This is a genomic window from Gorillibacterium terrae, from assembly GCF_051594785.1.
In the GTDB taxonomy this organism is placed as follows: domain Bacteria; phylum Bacillota; class Bacilli; order Paenibacillales; family NBRC-103111; genus Gorillibacterium.
In genome coordinates this window covers 1,266,637-1,289,363 of the sequence record NZ_JBPPGI010000001.1, presented here as the reverse complement: position 1 = coordinate 1,289,363, position 22,727 = coordinate 1,266,637, and the positions used below count along the sequence as shown (strand labels likewise).

Annotated in this window: 6 protein-coding genes (1 of these 6 running past the window's edge); all 6 read right to left on the bottom strand. The window is 54.3% G+C overall.

Annotation, left to right across the window (positions count from 1 at the left end; genetic code table 11):
• Positions 1-216 precede the first annotated feature (216 nt).
• Tightly spaced (at most 53 nt apart), the 6 genes in view from ACSEXS_RS05355 to ACSEXS_RS05330 form a layout consistent with a single transcriptional unit that may run on beyond the window.
• Entirely contained in the window at positions 217-1,014 is a 798-nt protein-coding gene (locus tag ACSEXS_RS05355; RefSeq protein ID WP_438432133.1) for a 4'-phosphopantetheinyl transferase family protein, read from the bottom strand.
• Between the two features lie 39 nt (positions 1,015-1,053).
• Positions 1,054-1,812 carry a metallophosphoesterase gene (locus tag ACSEXS_RS05350; protein WP_438432132.1) on the bottom strand — a complete coding sequence of 253 codons (759 nt, stop codon included), beginning with the start codon at positions 1,810-1,812 and terminating at the stop codon, positions 1,054-1,056.
• A complete protein-coding gene (locus tag ACSEXS_RS05345; RefSeq protein ID WP_438432131.1) occupies positions 1,809-2,579 on the bottom strand; it encodes an enoyl-CoA hydratase/isomerase in 771 nt (256 codons plus the stop codon). The genes ACSEXS_RS05350 and ACSEXS_RS05345 overlap by 4 nt, the downstream gene beginning before the upstream one ends.
• On the bottom strand, positions 2,576-3,838 hold the full coding sequence (locus tag ACSEXS_RS05340) for a hydroxymethylglutaryl-CoA synthase family protein (RefSeq protein ID WP_438432130.1): 1,263 nt from the start codon (positions 3,836-3,838) through the stop codon (positions 2,576-2,578). The genes ACSEXS_RS05345 and ACSEXS_RS05340 overlap by 4 nt, the downstream gene beginning before the upstream one ends.
• A 53-nt stretch (positions 3,839-3,891) precedes the next feature.
• Positions 3,892-15,915 carry an SDR family NAD(P)-dependent oxidoreductase gene (locus ACSEXS_RS05335; protein ID WP_438432129.1) on the bottom strand — a complete coding sequence of 4,008 codons (12,024 nt, stop codon included), beginning with the start codon at positions 15,913-15,915 and terminating at the stop codon, positions 3,892-3,894.
• A protein-coding gene (locus tag ACSEXS_RS05330; RefSeq protein WP_438432128.1) for an SDR family NAD(P)-dependent oxidoreductase crosses the window boundary here: on the bottom strand, positions 15,912-22,727 show its 3' portion. Its footprint extends 6,297 nt past the window's final position; only the last 6,816 of its 13,113 coding nucleotides appear in the window; its start codon lies off the right edge, out of view; its stop codon occupies positions 15,912-15,914. Before ACSEXS_RS05330 ends, ACSEXS_RS05335 begins: the two co-directional genes overlap by 4 nt.

Below are 22,727 nucleotides of genomic sequence, written 5' to 3'. Positions count from 1 at the left end.
CGCCAAGTATCCCCTCATTATCCATTTCTGGCGAACCATTTGGGATGAGCCAGCCACCTCGATGCCGTTCAGGATATTTTTTGCAGCGGAAAAGCCGCTTTGTCCAAAAAAAAAGCGTGCTGCTTGTCGAGCAGCACACTGACAGAATCTTCTCCTTCAATTCTTCATATCAGCCACGTTTTAGCTTTCCTATTCACTCGTGCGGAATATGTAGTCTTATAAATCGGTTCCGGTTGGATCTAACGAATCACCGGGGAGGACCTGACCTGCGTTTGTACAAAATCCGTCAAACACCTTTTCGATATTTTGGATTCTCAAATTCTTAGGGCAAGTGATGGATAATACATAGTCCTCTTTTCTAGTGGAAAGGGTACGGTATTGAATGAAATTCTTATAGTAACACACATAGTCGTTTCCATTGTATGCAATATCGCTTACTTCCAAGATTTCAAACGGCACCGTTAAACCGGTTTTCAAAACTTTCGAAAGAGACTCTTTGGCAGACCAGATCAAGGTGACGATTTCAGCTACACTTCTTCCATTTTCCATTTGCAATTTGCCTACCAACCCCTTTTCGGTGTTGGTCATTTGGGAGAGGAAGCCGCTCTGGGATAGAATCGAAATGCTCTCAATGTCTATGCCCATCGGACATGCTTCCGGAAAAGCAATAGCGCCGCCTATATCGCCGCAATGGGTGATACTGACCTGCAAATGGGACGAATGGGGACTTGCAAGCACCGGCTGACCAAAAATCCCGTTTTTGATCGCAACCTGTTGAAGGCGATCTCCCCCTATTTGATGGACGAAAGCTTGCTTGGCTGCATATCGGCCGATCAGGTAACTTTTAATCCTTTTCTCAAATCTCAGTTCATGAAAATAGTCCAGCTCCTCCGCATGCAGAAAGGATTGGACTTCGCAATGCCTCTCGATATACGAGTAGTTGCAAAAACAAACACCGGCTTTGTAGCTTGCACGATCCGATTCAACGAATAATTCTCCATTATAAGGCTTCATGGCCCTACCTCCCGCCCAACGAATTGCATCAACTTCTTGCTAAAATTCGTGCACGCACAACAGCTTTTTACGAGTATAACCCGCTTCATAAGGATACCCATACGCATTATTGATGTAGCGCGTATTGTCTTTGCATATATTTCTGTTGATGTGACTGTGCCCATAGATATGGATATCCGATTCCAAAACGCGTATCTGTTTTTCAAGCAACACACTTCCAAGTACGGGATAGAGGGTCCTCTTGCTCTCGGGAATCTGGTCAGGCATAATATCGATTCTCGGTAGAAAGTGAGAAAAGGAAATGATGCACGGATCGCCCTTCGGAATCGTCACCCGGTTGCGATCCGTAAAGTCCTTGGTAATTTGGTTGACATCCTGTCCTGACGGCCACTTGCACGCGTAGAAATCTACCCAAGAATTCCGAACTTCCTCATTTGGCCTTCCGAACGAATAATCGTACCATCCGAATAGCGGAACAATCCAAACGTCCTTCACCCTGCCGGGTTCCATTCCAATGCCTGCCTGTCGGGCCAGCGTTTCGATAGCATGAAGCTTCTCCAGGGAAGTGGAATAAGCATTGTTCGTTATCCATAAATCATGGTTCCCCGGTACGTAAAACACTTTTGCAAACTTCGCCGCTAAGCTTGTAAAAGCTTGTTCGATGTGAGTGATCTGATGGGAAATGTCCCCTGCCAGAATCAAAATGTCATTCTTGTATTCTTCGCCGGATAGATGTGTTAGCCACTCATAATTTTCGGAGAAGTCAATATGCAAGTCCGAAACGGTCAGGATTCTCAAGGCAAGCTCTCCCATGGAAATATTCCTTTATCAACATACCGGTAAATTCCTTCGAGCGTTTGCGGATCGGAAAAGACTTCTCTGTTGGCTTCAATGGCGAATGGTTTAGCCCGCTCCAGATCTTCATTCAGCCTGCTCATGTACTGTTTATACCGGAGGATCGCCTTCTTGGTGAGCGGCCTTAACCGCAGCAGGTGCTTGCGAAGCAATGCCTGACTATCGGAATCGCAGCCATCCACCAGTCCCCAATCAAGTACCCGCTGAACCGAAAACGGTTGGGTCATCAGCGTCATATAATTTGCTTTATGCATTCCGATTCTTCTGACCAAAAAAGGCAGAACGGCTGCCGGAAAAACGCCGAACAATAATTCCGACAAGCTGAATTGGGCGGACAGATTCGACACCACCATATCGCTGGCAGCGACAAAGCCAATCCCCCCGGCATTTACCTTCCCCCGGACATGCGAAATGGTGATGTACGGCCCGGTGGCAAGCCGCAGCCAAAGGTCATACATGCGTTCCGGCTTCGGTTCGACCCGCTGACCGCTCGACAGGTCGGCATGCATCTCCTGAAAATCCGCACCCAGGCAAAAGACATCCGGCAGGCCCTCCAACACAACCACGCATATCGTTTCTTCACACAGATCCAGCACCTGATGGCATTCCTCGATGAGAAGTTCGTTTATGGTATTGTTCGCCTCTGGACGATGGATTTGAATAAAGCAAACCTTGTCTTGAAAGTTGACCTTTATCGTCTGATAATTCATTCGGTCCACCTGTATTCTCGGTGAAATTCCCGAATCCCCTCAAGGATAAGCCTCCGCTTCCCGCGGCTTTTATCCAACGCACCCGGAATCAAGTCCGGCTCCAGCTTCACATTTCGGGTTCCGAATTTCACCGTACCGCTCTCCTGCACGATTTTTTCGTATTCTTCCATGGATAACGGGTAGCGTTCGTTCAGTTCTTTCTCAATATGGAACCGGCGCAGGCGTTCCTGCCCCTGTTTCGTAACGACCCCGCTGTAAAATTCCGAACAGCATCCGGACCCGTACGAAAAACAACCGATCCGCTTGGGAGTTGTAAAATCGCCTCGGTCGATGGTGCTTGCCAATGAGAGCAGTATGGTTGCTCCCATGATATTGCCTACCCGCTGGCAGTAGGTCACTCCCGGCATGACGCGCCTCTCGAAGTCGGCTTCAATTTCATCGGGCTTTGCTCCGGCCATCTTTCTCATCATCGTACGATGAGCTCCCTTCACCATGCCTCCAAACGGAGTATGAAAGCAAAGGTAGTTGAAGGTAGTCCGATAATCCGCTCCGGAAACCCGCCGCTGATATTCCAGAAATGTCTGTTCACAGCAATCGAGGTAGGACATTAAGGACAGGTCGGCATTTCCGGCTTCGCTATCCGGGATGGGACGGCATGTATCCATCACTTCATAGCCATGGTACCCGTTGGCCCCCACATCGACTTGAAATATATAGGGCCGTTCACTGACTAATACCGCTACAGCTCCGGCACCGCCGCTAGGCTCCGCATAAGACCAATCTTCTGTCAAGGCATCGCCGCCTTCTGCCACCAAGAACCGCGATATGTCACTTGCGATCACTAGCGCCTTCGCACCGGGAGAAGTCTGGGACAGGATGAAATTGATCGCCATTTGCAAACCCGCAGTACCGGAGTAGCAAGCTTGCTTCAGCTCGAACAAGCGGCAATTGCGGTTTAATCCCAAGTGATGGTGAATATAGGTGCTCATCGATTTTCCAAAATCGATACCGGATTCCGAACAGGTAATCAATAGCTCAATGGCATTTTTTTCACTTTCGGATAGCGAATCGATGATGGGTTTAGCAGCATTTACCGCGCAGGTAACCGGATCTTCAAAAGGCAATGCCACCGCTTTTTCCTTCATCAATAGATTCCTGAATCTTGGTGCATCCAATTTTCTGTACTCGGCCAGCTCCATGACATCCAGGTAAGCCATTCCACCGAACGTATTGATCGCTTCAATTCCGACAGAAATCATAATCGAGCATCCTCCTTAGGCGTCTGTTGCTTCCTTACAAGCTTCCTCCGTACTCATTCCAGACCGGCCAGGAACTCAAGCACTTTGCGGTTGTACCCCTGATGATGGGTAAGCATCGGGAAATGACCGGCGCCGGCCATTTCATAATAGTGCGAGTTCGGAATGCCCGAGCGGATCAACTCCGTTTCCTTCGGATCAACGCCCAGGTCCCGTTCCCCGCTGATGACCAGTGTGGGGACGGAAATTTCGGGGAGAATCTCCGTAGTGGATAATCCTTCCTCCGGAAATTGCTCGGCATACCGGATGGCCACCGGATTGGTAATTTGGCTTTCCATCAAGAGATGATAATGCTCAAGGGCGTTGATATTTTCGAAATCTCGGCGAACCCGGTCCTTCAGTTGGTCTTGATCGGTCTTTTGCAGCTGGCACAAGCTGCAGGTAAGGATTAATGAAGCCACCCTTTCCGGATATTCTCTGGCTAAAGTCTGCGCAACCATGCCTCCCCAGGAAGCCCCGATTACATGAATCGGACGCCGGATCGCAAGCTCGTCTAGGACTTCAAGGTAGGTTTTGCAATAACCGCTGAAGGAGAGATCGCCGTTGTCTTCGCTATAGCCCACCCCCGGGGCATGGATGACAATCACCTGGTAATGATGGGCTAATCCAGTCAGCTGATACGTCCATTGGGCCGCAGTCATGCCGAATCCCGGAATGAGCAGCACCGGATCACCTTCCCCGGCCATCACCACTTCCATGCGGGAGGCATTTGGGGTTTTCACTCGCAGGTGGGCCTGTTGGCCGTGCTGCTTCCCCACCAGCTTCAGGTATTCCTTGAGATAATCCGTCTTTTCCGGCGCTGCCCCATCGCTAGACCGAAGTTGCCGCCAGTAATTATCCGTTTCGGTCACCAGCCGTTCACTGACCGACATGATTTCGATCGGCGAATCGGCGGGATGCGGGTCGGCTTCCCCATCCAGCCCGGGCGCCGGGAGCTCGGGAGAATCCCCGAAGGGGAGGATGGCTGGCATTGCGAATAGATCCGCATCCGCTTGCGGTTCCACGGACCGTCCCGCGAGAGCCTCGATGATCGTCCCATAATGCTGCCATAAATAGGCGCTTAATTTTTCAATGGTGGGATGTTCAATCAAGAGCGTTACCGGCAATGTTCCGAAATCCCGTTCCAGACGTTTCGTGATCTCCATGCCCAGAATGGAATCAATCCCGTAGCGATCAAAAGGATCGCGGAGCCGAATTTCGCTTTTGGCGGTTTTTAGCACCTCTGCGAATAAGGCTTGAACGTAATTTACGGCTTCCTCCCGTAAATCCCCGTCACCGGATGCGGGTTTGGCGAGAGCTTGTCCCGGCTGTATCGCATCCTGCGGCTGATCTTCCCCATTCCCGGACTCCGGCGCCGCTATGCGAAAGGCGGGGATGAACCCTTCTTCGTCCCCAGGAAACTCAAATTGATCCGTCAGCTCCTTCACCCTCAGTCCATGCAGCTTCACGCAGACCTGTCCGGACTCATCCAGAATCGCCATATTCAATCGGTTTTCCCCTGTCAGGCGGAGATAGGCGAAGCCTTGAGCCGTGACCGGCTGCAGAACTTCCACCGCTTTTACGGCGTAGGGAAGCAGAGGGCGAAGACCCGCAATGGGGCGGTCGTCAAAGAAAGCCGCAAGAATGGACAAGCTGCCTTCCAGCAAAGCGGGGTGCAGTGTATAAGCTTTAAGTTCATTCTCATACTCTGCGGGGAAGCGGAAGCTTCCCAATGCCTCGGAAGCATTGGCATACACGTCATGAATGATTTGATAATACGGACCCCGAACAACTCCGGTCCGGCTCCATTCCAGCGTCAAGGCTTCCCGATCCAGCCGCCGGCTGCACCGCCCCATTACGGCCTCCGGAGAGATCCGCTGTCCGATAGCGGAATGGCTATCGATTCGCTGCATTTCCCCCTGAGCAAGAACCGTGGCATGCCCATGATCCTGGCTGATGATGCTGAACAGCGCCTGGCGATTTTCGCGGCTGATCCTGATGCATACCTCCTCCGCCGCACGGTCTACCCAAGGCTTCCGCCAGCTCACATTCGCCAATAGGAAATCTCGCTCTCCCCGGGCGTGGGCAAAGGCACTGTAGGCCATTTCCAAATAACTCATATTAGGCAACAAAGCTCGGCCCATGACTTGATAATGCTTGACCGGCGGTTGGGAGCTCTGAATCGTTTTTTGATAAGTCAGCACGGACCAGTGGCTTAATTCAGGATGAAGCTTGTCGATTAAGGGATGAATTTGTCCTGAACTCCTCTTCCCTTGGGTACGGCGCTCGAGCCAATACCGATCTCGTTTAAACGGATACAAGGGCAAGGAAATCCGGCGGGGGGCTGAGCCGGAATACAGGAGGCTCCAGTCCAAATCCACACCTGCTACCCAAGCATAAGCCAGTTTGGCCAGCCTCCTGTCCCGAAGCAGCCGATTCACAAACTCCTGTCCTTCTTCGCCTTCCATTAAGAATCGAAAATGATCTTCGCTTTGGCTCACGCTCTTGAAGATACCGGGAAGGTCGGACCTGTCCTCGAGGAAACCCAACAATTTATCCCGGAGTTCAACCAAATCCGACGCAAGAATGGCCAAACGCTCTTCCATGACTTCCCGTCTTTGCAGGGTGTAGGCCATGTCTTCCGGGGAAAGTGACGGCTCGCTCTCCGTTTCCTTCTGCACCGATTCCTCCGGCTCTCGAAAACGGCTTTGGAGCGCATCCGAATAAGCACCGAGCACATAATGCGCAGCCTGATCCAAGGACGGATGGTCGGAAAAGAGGGCAGCGGATATCTCCAGGTTCAACGCTTCACTCAACCGCTCGGCCAGATTTGCCAATCCTACCTGGTCCAGTCCATACTCGACGATCTCTTCCGTGGCGGATATTTCCGTTTCCCCGATCTGCAACAGCTCCGTGGTGGTCCGCACCATTTCTTGCAGGACATGGTCCAGCAGGTTGTGGCCCGCCCTGACACGGATTCTCCTTGTGCTGCCACGGTCTATAAATTCGATCATGTTGCGGATGTAAGCTTTTAACCGATCCACCGTCCGGGCGGAGAAGACAAACAGGTGCTCTTTCGTTTCTTCTGCCGCGGTTTGGCGCGGATCTTCATACTCTTCCAGGATAAGGTGCGCATTGGACCCGCCTGCCCCAAAGGCGCTGATCCCGGCTCGCCTCGGATGCCGCTTGGCAATCCCGTCGATTGTAATCAAGGGTTGGTCCCAAGGCGCCAGTTCCCGTTGAACATAAAACGGCGAATCCTGTAAATTGAGATTCGGGTTGATCGTTTCCGAGTGGAGGGACGGAACCAATTGTTTATGCTTCATTTGCAGCAGCAATTTGGTAATTCCGGCGATTCCGGCGGCCGATTCCAAATGGCCGATATTGGATTTCACGGAGCCGATGGAACAATACTGTTTATCGTTTGTATATTCGCCATAGGCTTTCATCAAACCCGAAATCTCGATAGGATCGCCAAGCGCGGTTCCGGTCCCGTGTGCTTCGATATAACTGATGGTCCTTGGGTCGATTCCGGTTTTCTTTAGGACCTCCGTGATCAATTCTCCCTGGGCATTGGGATTGGGAACCGTGTACCCGTTGGTCTTTCCGCCGTGGTTTACCGCGCTTCCTTTGATGACCGCGTAGATCTGGTCGCCATCCGCAACGGCTTTGGATAAGGGCTTTAGCAGCAGTGCACCGGTACCTTCGCCAGGTACGTATCCGTCGCCCCCTTCCCCGAAAGTCCGGCACCTTCCGTCACTGGAAGTGAAGTGAGCTTGGCTCAATCCGATATATTTATCCGGATGGATACAGGCATTGACTCCTCCTGCGATGGCGAGTTCGCTCTCCCCCCGCCGGATGCTCTCGCAGGCAAGGTGAATCGCGGTCAAGGAAGAGGAGCACATGGTGTCCAGGGCAATGCTGGGGCCATGGAAATTGAAGAAGTACGATACCCGGTTGGCGATGGAAGCGTGGATGGAATTCAGGGCCATTTGATTGCCCATCAGGGTTTCCTCCACGCCGAACAACTGGTACTGCGCATACATGACTCCGGCAAAGACGCCGATCTTCTTGCTCCCCAACTGTTCGCGTGTATAGCCGGCGTCCTCCAGCGTATGCCAGACGGTCTCCATAAATAAGCGTTCTTGCGGATCAAGGTATGCGGCTTCCCGAGGGGAGATATGGAAGAATAACGGATCGAATTTGTCCACATCCCGGATGAAGCCGCCCCACTTGCTGACGGATTCCCCATCTTCATAGTCCTGCCAGTTCCAACGATCCGGCGGGATCTCCGTGATACAGTCCCGTCCTGACTTCAGATTCTCCCAATAGTCCGTCAGATTGTCCGCCATCGGATAACGACCGCTCACTCCGATAATGGCGATGTCTTCCTCTATCGGCTTACCGGCCTCCCGCGCATCGCCGGCAAACCGTGAACGCTTGATCGTGCGGGTGCTCGGCTCGATCCTTGTCACTTGTTGGACAGGGATTTCCCGTTGCAGCTTCAGCCCCCCGCCCAATTTCTCCGCCAATGCCCGCCGGTGCTGCTTCATAAAATAACCCGCGAGATCACGGATGGTTTGATATTCAAAGAACAACGTTTTGGACAATGCGCCGAAATCCCGTTCCAGCTCCCGGGTAAGATTCATGACCATGACCGAGTCGATCCCATATTTCTCCAAAGGCTCCCGCGAGCCGATTTTATCCACCGACAGCTTAATCTCCCGGCCCAGGATTTGTTTGAGGTAAGCCTCGGTCTTGTCTTGCAGTCCGGCATATTCAGGCTCCGTGAGGTCTGCCCCGGCTTGAAGGGTACGGGGAACCTGAGAATTCGGTTTGCCCCAGGCGCGAATCTGCGCAGCGTCCCCTTTCAGGACCATCAGTTGGGTAACATCGGCCTTCAGCCCCGCTTCAAAGGCTTCGAGCCCGGCCCGGGTTTCCAGTGGCTCCAGCCCCAGGGTCTGCTTCATTGCGCGGACCAGATCGTCCCCGATCTGCATTCCGCCCTCCCGCCATAATGGCCAGTTTAAGGAGAGACACTTGCCGGAACGCTGATTTTCGGAGCGCCAGCGGGCGTAATGGTCCATAAAGTGATTCCCATATGCGTAATCGCATTGGCCCAAATTTCCCAGCTCGGCGGCCGTCGATGAAAATAGCACAAAGAAATCCAGATTCTCATGGATCGTAGCTTCATCCAAGTTCATCGTTCCAAAAATCTTGGGACCCAGAACCTCTTCCATTTCTTCAGAAGACTTTTTAAGTATGAAGGAGTCTCGCAGAATTCCCGCACTGTGAATAATCCCGTTCAACTGGCCAAATCGGGCCTTGATCCTTCGGATCAACACCGCCGCTTCATCGGGTCGGGTGACATCCGCGGCCAAATAGAGGACTTCGGCACCCCGGGCTTCCAGCTCACGGAGCTTCTGTTCTTTGTCCGGGGACAGGGCGCTGCGTCCTGTTAGCACAAGCTTGGCTTTGACCTTCTCGGCCAAATGGGAAGCGAAGATCAGTCCCAATCCTCCGGCGCCCCCGGTGATTAAATAAACGCCCCGTTCCTTCAGCGGCAGAGGGGTGGTCGGCTCTGCTTCCATCGCAATTTCTATATATTGCTTCACATAGCGCAGCCCATCTTTATAGCGAATTTGAACGGGATCATCCCCGGCATGAAATTCCGTGGATATGATTTGCCCCAGGGGGATGTTCCATATATCCCCTTCTCCGCCGGTTACCAATTCGATGGTCTTATAGATAAACCGGGGATTCTCGAGCCGCAACGATTTTGCAAACCCGCCGATTGCCGCTTGCAAAGGACGGCCGGCTGCTCCGGCATCGTAAACGTATAGCAACTGAATCGTCTCATCCGGTTTTTGCCCGAGGATCGCCTGGGTCAAGAAGAGTAACCCATAGATTCCCCGCCGAAGTTCCGCGTTGACAGATGGGGTCTGCTCCGAGTCTTCACGCGTCCAGTGGTAAACAATCCGAGTTGGCTTTATGGTTCTTCGGATCATATTCTCCCATAAACGTCGGTAGTCGTCCCGGTTAAGAGGATCAATCTCATAGGCACGTTCGCCGGTGGGCCGATAACCGTTCCCCGGGGTGACGACCAGAACCTCCTGCGCATAATGCCGCAAGCGGTCAGCCAGTTCGTCATTGTCGTCAAAAATCACGATGGTTCCAAGGTCGGAGCTCGAAATCGGCTGCGCCTCCTGTGCCATCCACCGGGTACCGTAGTAAAGGGGAGAGACAGACTCCCGGGGTAACCCAATTTGCTTATCCGCGAAGGCTTTTAAAGTAAAGTTATGCATCCGCGCCAGGATTCGGCCCTGTTCGTCGGCCAGAGTGATATGGAAGTTGAGTATGCCGGAAATTCCCGCCGGTCCCCGCACCCATTCGGCATGGGCGTAATATTGAGGTGGCAAGGGGCGGAGCAATTCCAGTTCTTCCACGGCGAAAGGCAGATATAAGCCTCCGTCGTCGCCTTGCTTCCGAATCAACCCGCTCACGGTTTGCAGCGCACCATCCATCAGGGACGGGTGCCAATCAAAGTCCGCCATACTCTCAGCCAGTTCATCGGGCAATTCCAGGCAGGACAAAGCTTCCGTTTCCGCCCCCCATAACTCCCGAATGGTTTGGAAAGCGGGGCCATAGCGGAAGCCGCGGCTTTCAAACTCCCGGTAGCATTCCTCGCGGCTTTGACGGCGGGTGCAGCGCCGTTTGATGGCTTCGATATCCAGCTTCTCCAGATTGCTGCCGCTTTCGTCCTGATAGCCGATTCTTCCCTGGGCGTGGACAGTTCTCTGCTGATCCGGTCCAACGGAAACCACTTCATATTCCGCTGTCATCCCCTCCGGGTAGAGGCAGATCGCCACCTCGCGGGGGCTGTTCCCGATCACCACCGGATTCGCCCAAATGACGTTCATCAGCTTTCGGGTCGGGTTGCCGCCATTGGCCAATTCTCCGGCGGCTCTTGCCATCTCCAGATAGATAACTCCCGGCAGCACTTTGTCGTTCCCAATCACATGATCCTTCAGATAAAACTCGTCCCCCGTGAAGCTTTTCACGAAACATTGCTCCGCAAACGTCGAGTTGTTAGAATCCAGTACCGGATGCAGCGCGGCTAAGCCGCCTTTGCGGTTTGACCGTTCCGCGGATTCCGGAAGCCAGTACCGCTCCCGCGCGAAAGGATAGGTCGGCAGCGAGATCCTGGCCGGTTTCGGCCCGGTATAGAGCTGGTCCCACTCCAAGTCGGCGCCGGAAGCCCAAAGCTGCGCCAACTTCTCCAGTTCCCCGTTCGTCCATAATTCCGCCGCAGCCCCTGCCGGTACGGGGGATTTCCTTGCAGCGCCTCCGTTATTGCGATTCCCTTGAAAGACATGATGGCGATCGATCTTCCCCGCATCCACAGCCCGCAAGCGGTCGACGAGCTCCTCCAAGGTCGTGGCCACTATCGCCAGCCGCTCTTCCATGGCTTCCCGTCCGACTTGCAGGGTATAAGCTACATCCGCCGGAGCACCCGGCCGGTTGTCTCCCTCCAAATAATGAACCATTTTCTGGACGATGGCGGCGAGTCGTTCTTCATTTTTGGCGGAAAACAGGAAGATTTGCCGGTGCTTATCCGCAGCGGAGGTTCGGGTGCGGCCCGCAAACTCTTCCAATATGAGGTGAACATTCGAACCTCCGGCTCCGAAGGAGCTGATCCCGGCCCGGAGCGGGTACTGCTTCGCGTTTCCGTTCTCATTCAAGACCGGACGCTTCCACGGGGTTAATTCCTGTTGAACATAAAAAGGGGTTTGGTCAAAAGGGATTTTGGAATTCAACGTATCCGAATGCAGGGAGGGGACCAGTTGTTGATGTTTCATTTGCAGAATCACTTTGGTCAGTCCGGCTATGCCTGCAGCCGATTCCAGATGTCCGATATTGGACTTGGCGGAACCGACGGCGCAATATTGGTTTTGCGCATCCGCCTCCCCGTCCGCGCCGGAGCATTCCCGAAAAGCTTTGGTCAAACCGGTTATCTCGATGGGATCTCCCAGAGAGGTTCCGGTTCCGTGCGCTTCGATATAACTGATGGTGCGGGAATCTACCTGAGCTCTGCGCAATGCTTCCCCGATTACATTGGCTTGTGCGATGGGACTGGGAACCGTATAGCCGCTGGAGGTTCCGCCGTGGTTTATGGCGCTTCCTTTGATTACGGCATAGATTTGATCGCCGTCCGCAACGGCCTTGCTTAATGGTTTTAATAAGATTGCCCCTACCCCTTCGCCCGGAACGTACCCATCGCCTCCTTCTCCAAAGCTGCGGCATTTTCCATCGCTGGAGGTAAAACGCATCCGGCTCAGATTGAGGTATTTGTTCGGATGAATGGATAGATTCACTCCGCCGGCGACAGCCAACTCGCTGTCTCCCTTGCGGATACTGTCGCAAGCCAGATGAATCGCGGTGAGTGCAGAGGAACACATCGTGTCCAGAGCAATACTCGGTCCGCAAAAGTCAAAGAAGTACGATACACGGTTGGCAATGGAGGCATGGGCCTGCATGGGCGCCGCCGTCTCCTCTGATCCGTCCATGCCCAGCAATTGATATTCGCTCCACATGACTCCGACAAACAAACCGACTTTGCGTTTCCGGAGGCGGGTTTTGGAATATCCCGCATCCTCGAGGGTTTGCCAGACGATCTCCAAAAACACCCGCTCCTGGGGGTCCATGTACTCGGCATCGCGGGGGGAGATATTAAAGAACAGGGGATCGAAGCAATCCGCCTGATCAATAAAACCGCCCCACTTGCTGAACATTTTGCCTTCCTTGCCCGGCTCTGCATCATAGAACCGGCGATAATCCCAGCGTTCTGGGGGAATCTCGGTAATGCAATCCTTTCCGTGCCGTAAATTGTCCCAGAACGTATTGAGATCGGGAGCCATCGGATATCGCCCGCTCAAGCCGATAATGGCAATGGGTTCATCGGCAGCATCATGCCGAGCCGGATCAATCGATGCTGCGGGAGGACTTGCGGCATCCGCCAATTCGGGACGCTGCAGGAAGACCTCTCTGAGTTTGTCCGCTTCCCCACCAACGACCAACACCTGGGGACTGGGCAGGGCAAATATCCGCCCGAAGGCGCGGAGCCCCTCCGAGGTTGATAGAGGAATCATCCCGGTTTGCGACTGGATCCAGCGACGGGTTGCATCATCAACCCGCATTCCTCCTTGCTCCCAGAGCGGCCAGTTGATGGCATAGGTTCTTCCGGGACGGTTGCCGGCGATCCGTTGGGCTTCCCGCCAGTGGGCGTAATGATCCATAAAGCAGTTGGCATACGCGTAATCGGATTGTCCGACATTCCCGAACAGGGCCGACGTGGAGGAGAACATCACAAAAAAGTCCAGAGGCTCCATGGCCAGCGCCTCGTCCAGATTGACTGTTCCGTAAACCTTGGGAGCCAACACAGCCTCCATCTCCGGAAGCGTCTTCTGGAGAATGACCGCATCTCGTGTTACTCCCGCGCAATGTATGACGCCGTGGATCTCATGGAATAACCTCTTTGTTTCGGCGATCAGCTTGTCCACTGCATCGCGCTGGGAAACATCCGCGCGAATATAACAGACTTGCGATCCACCGGCCTCCATCTTTCGAAGCTGTCGTTGCTGCTCCTCATTTAAATCGGTGCGGCCGGTAAGCACCAAGCGCACTTGTTCTCGTTGGACGAGAGAATGGGCAACCATCAGGCCGAGGCCCCCCATCCCTCCGGTTATCAGGTAGACTCCGCCCTTCTTCACAGGAATCGGCAGCTCGTTATCGGGATTCGTTTCCCGGAGGACTCTTTCCCACCGTTCCCCATCGCGGTATTGAATCATTTCCCCGCCGCTGCCTTCCGCTTGGAGCTCACGATAGACGGCATTCGCCACCTGCTCGGATGCAAGGGTACTGGGCGATGTCCATTTGAATTCGACCAATTTATACTGGATCATCGGATTTTCGAGCTGTGCCGATTTTGCAAACCCGCCGACAGCACCGAATAGGGGCGAAGTCGGGCCCGCGGTGCTTGGGGATACGACCGCGACGGCCAACTTGTCCTTAATCTTCTCTTCCAATAGAGCCTTATGGAGATAGAAGAGGGGAAATATTCCCTGCTCCAACTGGGCCGGCATCCTCTCGGCGCGGGAATCAAAAGGAATATCGCCCCACTTGTACACCACCTTGCGGGGCCATGCCCCCCGCTCTTTCAGCGCTTGGAGCAATTGCTTAAAGTCGCTCGGCTGATGGGGGTTGATTTCATAGGTTTCATCCCCGAGGGCTTGAAATGCGGCGCCCGGTTTAACCAGCGTTACACGGGAACCCCCTTCGTTTTCGATACGTTCTTTCAGCAGGCCGTGAAAAGGCTCGCCCGTACCGAAGATCAGCACAGGATTGCCGGACAGGGACGGACCGGCAACAGGAAGCGAAGAGGGCTCCCATACCGGCACCGCATAGAGCACCGCGGATGGGGTATCCGGAATTTGCTGCGGCGGGCTGACGCTACGGGAACCGGATAAAGCATCGCCATACTCCTTCAGCAGATAACCGGACAGTTCCCGGATATTGGTATATTCAAACAATAAGGTCGGATATAGCGGTTGCCCCAGCTTGGCTTCCAGTTGCCGGACCAATTGCAAGAGATGATTCGAATCCAGCCCCTGTTCGTAGAACGGGACATCCACCCGGACGGCTTCCGGGGATTGGTTAATGAATTCCGCTACCATTTGCCGCAAATCCTGTTCGACTTCTCCGGTAGACACAGGGCTTAATTCCGGTTGCGGCGTGGACAACGGCAGGTTTTCTTGGGCAAGATAGGCGGCCAGATCCCGGATATTGGTATATTCGAAGAGCAAGGTCGGATAAAGCTGCCGCCCCAGCCGGGCTTCCAACTCCCGAACCAATTGCAGCAACTGGCCCGAATCCAATCCTTGTTCGTAGAAGGGAACGTCCACCCCGATGGATTCCGGCGCTATCCCGAGTATGGCGGCGGCCATCTGCTGCAAATCCTGTTCGAGGCCCGCTCGACCGGCCTCCTCCGATTCCTGCCGGGGGCTCTCCCCTACTAACCGCGGCCCCTCGGTTGGAATCCGTTCCGGGATAGGTGGAGGAGAAGTTGCGGAAGTATCCGTCGGCTTCTGAAGCTTCGTAATGGCATCTTTGGAGCGGATCTCCTTGTACGTCAATTTCTTGAATACAGCCACCCGATTACCGGACTCTTGATACAACTCAATATCAACAGAGATCACATCCCGTCCAGGAACAGAATCCGCCTGTTGCTCCCGGACAAACACATAGCATTTCTCCTTCAGCTTCTCCCCGCTCCGGAACGATTCAATAAACATCGGAATAAACGGCTTTTGATCCTGGTGCTCTTCTCCGGCAGATGGCTTGTTATCCTTAAAGAACATGAAGCTGGGAATGATGGTGGCCGAGTCGAGAAATGCCGGATGGAGGTAAAAATCGTTCTGATACAGCTGTGCCGATTCACTTAACTGAAGTTCGGCCAGACAATACCCCTCACCCCGGTACACCCTGCCTTGTATCTTCATAAAAGCGTCGTGCACAATGTCGACCTTGCGTTCAGCGGCGTATGCCTCCTCCATGTCCGATACCCGGAGGGCATGGCTTTTCAGTGCGGGAATGTCAATCCGGTCGGATAACGGTTCCGAGTGAAGATGGAGTTCTCCTTGCAGATTTAGGTCCCAGTCCGGACTGAGGCACCGATCGTTTTTAACTTTTCGACTTTTCGCCGTAATGATGCCGTGATTTCCAGAGGTTTCATTTTTCGTGATAGCAATGAAAATCTCCTGATCGTAATTTGGGTCCGTGGCAATGGGCTTCAAGAATACGATGTTGCGCAGTTCCACTTGATCCAGGGGAAATCCTTGCGATAGCAGCCCCCTGCAAATCATATCAAGGAAGGTTACGCCTGGCATGATCCGGACGCCATGAACCTGGTGGTTTTTTACAATCATGTTATCATGCGTTATCAGCGATCTGAACTGGATCGATACGGGCTTATCCATGGTCATACACCTCTATCCCCCAAGAATTTCAAGAAAGCATCCGCAGTAGAATGCTCCACGGTAATATCCAACAGCGCGGCGGAGTTCGGCAGCGGATCAGCGGCGATTGGCCGTTCGACCTTCTCCTCCGGTATCGAATCCAACCAGAATCGTCTACGGTTGAATATCACCCGTGGGAGCGGTTGTCTGGTCTTCCGCCCCTCTTCTTGATTCGGCGCTTCGCTCACGATCATATGGACATTGGTCCCTCCGAATCCGAAGGAACTGATTCCCGCCCGACGGATTCCCGCCCGGGGCTTCCACTCCTGCAGCCGGGTATTGGGATAGAAGGGCGAGCTTGCAAATTCGAAGCGCGGATTGGGCGTCTCGCAATTTAAGGTAGGCGGCAATTGTCGGTGGTACAGGGATAAGGCCACTTTAATGAAGCTTGCAATCCCTGCCGCACTGAGCAGATGGCCCAGATTGGTTTTCACACTGCCCACGGCGCAGAATTGCTTCTCCCTGGTGGATTCACGGAAAACCTTGGTTAGGGCCTTCAATTCGATAGGGTCGCCGATCATCGTGCCCGTCCCGTGGTTCTCGATATAACTGATGGAACCGGGGGTTGCTTCCGCCTTGGTTAAGGCCTCTTGAATGACCATGCTTTGGGCTTCCGGATTGGGTGTGGTTACTCCCATGGTCCGGCCGTCGTTGTTGATCGCCGAGCCTTCAATCACCGCGTAGATGTGATCCCCATCGGCCAGTGCCTTATCCAACCGTTTCAATAAGACGGCCCCGCAGCCTTCACCGGGCACAAACCCGTTGGCTTTTTCATCGAACGTATGGCATTTCCCATCCGGAGAGAGCGCCCGCCCTTCGCTTAGAACCAGGTATGTATTCTCGTCGAGCAAGATATCCACTCCTCCGGCGAGAGCCATCTCCGATTCCTGCAGCATCAAACTCTGACAGGCCAGATGAATGCTTGTCATCGACGAGGAGCAGGCGGTATCGACGACCATATTCGGTCCTTTCAGATTGAGGAAATGGGCGGCATAGGCCGCAATGAAGTTCTGCCCTGTTCCGGTTACGCTGTTCTTCAGCATTTGAGGGATTCGGGAGGCGAAATAGCCCGTCCGCGAGCCCACGAAAACGCCCACCTTCTTATTCCACAGCTCTTCCCGCGTATAGCCCGCATCCTGGATCGTTTCGACGCTGATCTCCAGGAACTGACGGATGAGCGGATCCATATGCAGCGCTTCCGATTCGCTGATATGAAAATATTCAGGATCGAAATACTCAATATTGTCGAGAAAGCCTCCCCATTTGCTGATGCTTTTACCGGATTGATAATCCGGGGAATAATAGCGCCCGATATCCCAGCGGGAAGCGGGAATTTCTCGGATACCGCTCCGCCCTTTCGCCAAATTGTCCCAGAACGAATCCTTGTCCTGGGCACCCGGGAAGTGGCAGGCGATCCCAATGACAGCGACTTTGTGCGACTCCGGAGCGACGGTATTGCCGATCCGGCTTACCCGGTTTTTACGGGACTGTAGCTCCCATCCGCTTTGGAACTCGAGTCGGAACGGTGTCCGCTCCTTAGGCGCTGGCTGCGGCGCTTCGACCACCGGCGGAGTCTTCTGAGACTGCATCCGCTCCAGGTAACTGCCCAGCGAGGCCAAGGTCGAGTACTCCAAGAATACGCCCGGTTCCAATTTCCGTTCGAAGCGGACCTCCACCTTTTTGACAAGCTCGGCAAGCAGGATGGAGTCCACTCCGAAATCCGCGAAATCGGCCGTTTCCGCCAGTTGATCCTCCGGTATTTTCAACTCCTCCGCGAACAATGATTTCAAGGCGGAAATCGTCCCTGTGATGCTCCTATGCGGCTGAGACTTAGAGATCGGGGCGTCCGCTGGCTTGGACCGCGCCTTCATCGCTTGGTTGCTATGCAGCAACCCGGCCGGTTGGAACCGTTCCGCTATCGTCAAACCCGGCATAATCTGCGAGGGATTGGGGATTTGGAGGACAGCGTCGAACAATGCGAGACCTTCGGACACCGACAGCGGAGCGAATCCTAACTGGGAATAGAGCGGCGCGATATCGGAAGCCATTCCGGTGCCGGTCCATACCGGCCAATTGACGGATTTGTAATAGCCGTATCCTTGTCTGTGCTGATAGGCAGCAAAATAATCCTGGTAGGCATTGGCGGTAGCATAATCGCTGACCCCGGCCGCAAGTGCCGGAATCAGCCCGGACACGGAAGAAAACAAGAGAAAGAACTGCACGGAATCGTTCTTGAATACCTCATGCAGCACTTCCAGACCCTCCATCTTCGGTTCAAAGACCCGCTGCATATCCTGCTCGGTTTTATGGATGAAAGCCGGATTGGCTTGGCTCATGTATCCCGCGCAGTGGATAACCCCCTGAATCCCTCCCATTCGCCGTCTGACTTCTTGGAAGAATACTTCCAGCTCAGCCTGTTGGACCAGGGAACCCGTATATAGTTCGAGGGACGCTCCGGCGTCTTCCAGTTCCAGCAGTGCTTTGACTTTTGCAGCAACCCCGGGCTCCGTATCGGAGCTGCCGGCCAACTGCCGCCACCGGCTGCGAATCGGCAACTGCTGAACCCCCATTAAGACCAATTTCCTTGCTCCTCTCCGGACCAGATGTCGGGCAATCTCCAACCCGATTCCCCGAGTCCCGCCGGTGATGACGATGGCTTGCTCAGGATTTAAGACCAGACTTCGGGGACTTCCAATCCCCGGATCGACTGGCTTCAGATAGGGAACATACCGCTTCCCTGCCCGATAACGGATTTCGCCCTCCGCGTCCCGACAGCGCATTTCCCGTTGGATGACTTCCGCCCATTCTTCCGTCTTGTCCATCGGCAAGTCGGTGTCTACGGTTTTGGAGTGGACTTTCTGATATTCGGCTCCCAGCATCCTCACGAGTCCGGCCATGCCCGCTCCGTCTAACGACGGAATCTTGTGCGACTCCTGCAATCCCGTGGTTGCATGGAGAATCGTGAGCGGCTTTGGAATGATCGCTTTGATCAACTCCTGCAGCAGGGCGACTTTCCCCATGGCCAAACGGCCGGTACCGCTTGGCCGGCTGTGCAAATCCGACAAATCAATAATCGCCGCAATGTCGGCTCTCTGCTTCAGGATATCTTGAATCAACCGGACTGCTTGGTCCGCTTCCCGGAAATTCAAGCCATAGGTCTGACCGGTTTGGTGTTCGTATCCCCAGCCATCCTGAATGTAAATGCAAGCATCGGGATTCGGGCTGCACAGGCGGTCCGCCAAGGCGGTTGTCTCTTCATTCCCCAAGATGATGATGGTCCCCGTGATGGTTGTGGGAATGGTTTCGGTAGGCTCTGCCGCTCGCCATGATTTTTCAAGGAAAAACGCGGTCCTCTCCCCGTGCTCCGCTTGCAGCGTTTCGGAGTGGGCGTCAAGCCGGACTGTCTCCAACTGAACTTGCTGGAGGACCGCCAGAACCCGGCCGTCAGCCGAAGCCACGGTAGCATCAAACTCCCTTTCCTCCTCACTGGATGGTTGGGAAGGATGAATATGGACATACCCCGTTTCGGTGAGAGGCTGCAGCAGCTTGACCCGCGCCGCTTTCAACAGAGCTTTCGGTTGGCCGGCCGTCCCGGCGGCGTTGGCTTCAAGCGCCAGGATGAGCTGAGGGATGCTTTCCAGCACGGCCGGATGAAGGGCCAATTCCGTCATGGTTCCTCTTGACGAGGCAGGGAGCTGGAAGCGGGCCAACACCTCTCCATCCGCAACGAAACACTCGCGGACGACCTGGAGTCCGGTTGCATATTTCATACCGTGCCTCTCCATCAGCTCATAAAACTCCGCTGCCGGGAGTGGGCCCTTACCATCAGCTTGTAACCGATCTATTGGCGGTTCTGCCGGAGGAACCGCTTCGGATTTCGCAGCATAGGAAAGTTCGCCCTGGGCCGAAATTCGTGTCCGGCCATCGTGCGTAATCGTGCGAATTTCCCATTCCATGCTGTCGCCTGCAGGATATAGCCCGATCTCCGCTTCCCGAACCTCATCCAATGGAATCGGAGGACCCCAAGCCACGTTGGTTAGTTCCTCCACCCGCAATGGTTGGTTGATCAAACTACCGGCAGCCCGGGCCATTTCCAGATGAATGATGCCGGGAACGACCTGCCGATGATCCAGCCGGAAATCATGAACAAAAGGCTCTGCGGCCGTAAATTCCTTCTTGAAACACAACCCGGCCACCGTAGACTCGTTGCGGTCAATCAGCGGATGCAGGCGGACTGCCAGCTGCTTGCTCTCTTTGGGTTCCGCAGCGGATACCCAGTAGCGTTCCCTGGCAAACGGATACCCCGGGAGGGAGATACGGGCGGGAATAGGTTCGGGATATAACGGACGCCAATCGATATCAATCCCGCTGATCCACAATTGCGCCAATTTTCTATATTGATGTTCATCATAAATAATCCGCAGGAATTCCTGCCCTTCCCTGCCGCTGACCAGCATGTGGGCGTTCAACCGGTTATCCCGGACATTGCCGGCATAAATATCCTCCCTATCCGTAGCGCCTTCAATAAAAGCGACCAGCCGATCCGCCAGCTCCTCGCGGCTGGAGGCGACGATAGCCAATCGCTCCTCCATGGATTCCCGTCCCATTTGCAGCGTATAGGCCAGATCCGCCAGGTTGAAAGGCTCTCGTGCTTCCATGGAGGCTTGCGGTTCGGGATTTCCATAGTAATGGGCAATCGCCGCCGAATTCATTTGAAGCAGATGCCGACTCAGATCGGCAAAGGCGGGATAATCGAAAAACAAGGCCGCGTCGATGTCCAATTGATACATCTCATTCAGCTGATTGGCCAGATCCGTCAGTCCAATCGGATCCAAACCATATTCGCCGAACTCGGTGGGGGCGACTTCCGCTTCGCTGATGCGCAATATGTCGGCAACGCGCTTTACCAAATCATGCTGCACCCGCATGAGCAGGTCCTGATCTCCAGGTGTCTCCCGGGATTTCCCGTCGCTGCTTTGCAGCACCTCCGCCATTTTCCGAGCATAAGCTTTAAGCCGGTCGCTGTTCTTGGCGGAAAAAACAAAGATGAATTCCGAAGGATCGGGGAAATTCTCCCGGACCGGCGGGGTATATTCCTCCAGGATGATATGGGCGTTGGAGCCGCCGGCCCCGAAGGAGCTTACTCCAGCCCGCAACGGATATCGCTTCGCGATCCCATTCTCCATGACGTGCGGGTTCTCCCAGGGGGTTAACTTCCGTTGGACATAGAACGGCGTGTGCTCAATCGGGATATGGGGATTCAAGCTGTCGGAATGCAGAGAAGGAACCAATTGCTTGTGCTTCATTTGCAGCAGTACCTTGGTGATGCCGGCAATCCCTGCGGCGGATTCCAGATGTCCGATATTGGACTTGGCCGATCCGATGGCGCAATACGGCTCGCCGCCCGTGCCTGTCCCGGCCCCCTCTTGGAAGGCATGGACTAAACCGGTTATTTCAATGGGATCGCCCAAGGATGTCCCGGTTCCATGAGCCTCGATATAGCTGACGGTCCGGGGATCAACCCGGGCCTTCTTCAAGGTGTTGGCAATCAGTTCCGCTTGAGCGGTAGGATTGGGAACCGTGTACCCGTTCGTCTTGCCTCCATGGTTTACCGCAGAGGCTTTAATAACGGCGTATATCCGGTCCCCATCGGCGACGGCCCGGTGCAATGGCTTTAGGAGGACTGCCCCCACTCCCTCGCCCGGTACGTAACCGTCCCCCCCTGCTCCGAAGCTGCGGCAGCGGCCGTCGCTGGCGAGAAACTTCCCTTGGCTCAGCTGCAAATATTTGTTGGGGTGGACGGACAGGTTCACTCCGCCGGCAATCGCCACTTCGCTTTCTCCGTTGCGGATGCTGGTACAAGCGAGATGAATCGCAGTCAAGGACGAGGAGCACATGGTATCCAAAGCGATGCTCGGTCCGCGGAAATTGCAATAATACGAAACCCGATTGGCAATGGAAGCATGCGACGATCCGGGGGAAACTCCATCGCTTCCCCCCTCCAACAGCTGATAGTGCCCGTACATGACGCCGACGAAAACACCGACTTTGTCTTGGGCCAATTGCCCGCGGGTATACCCCGCATCCTCCAGGGTCTGCCAAACGGTCTCCAGAAACAGCCGTTCTTGTGGATCGATATAGGCTGCTTCCCGGGGAGAGATGTTGAAGAACAGCGGGTCAAACCGGTCGATGCCGTCCAGGAAGCCTCCCCATTTGCCATAGCTTTTGCCGCGGGCATTCTTATCCGGGTCGAAGTAATCCTCAAAGGCCCACCGTTCGCGGGGAATCTCCGTTATGCAATCTCTGCCGCTTTTTAAGTTCTCCCAGAACTCATTCAAATCGGCGGCCATCGGATACCGGCCGCTGACACCGATAATGGCGATGTCTTGGACGACCGGCTCGTTTAGGGTTCGGTCCTGGAGGGAAGCGGAAGCCGCAATAAATCGGGAACGGGTTGCCCTTTCCCGCACCGGTTCCTGGAGTTGCGCTTTCTCTGGGGACTTTGCCGGTTTCTTGCCCAGCTTGGCCACCTTTTCCGGATGGAATTTGATAAAGTACCCGGCCAGCTCCGCCACACTCTTGTATTCAAAGAACAACGTTTTCGAGAGACTCCCGAAGAAGCTTTCAAACGCCCGGCTCAAGTTTAACACCATCACGGAATCAATCCCGTATTGCTCAAACGGGGCCTGGGAATCGATTTGATGAAGCGGCAGTTTGATCTCCCGGGATAGGATGGTTTTGAGGTAGGCTTCCACTTCATCCCGGTATTGTTCGGCGGA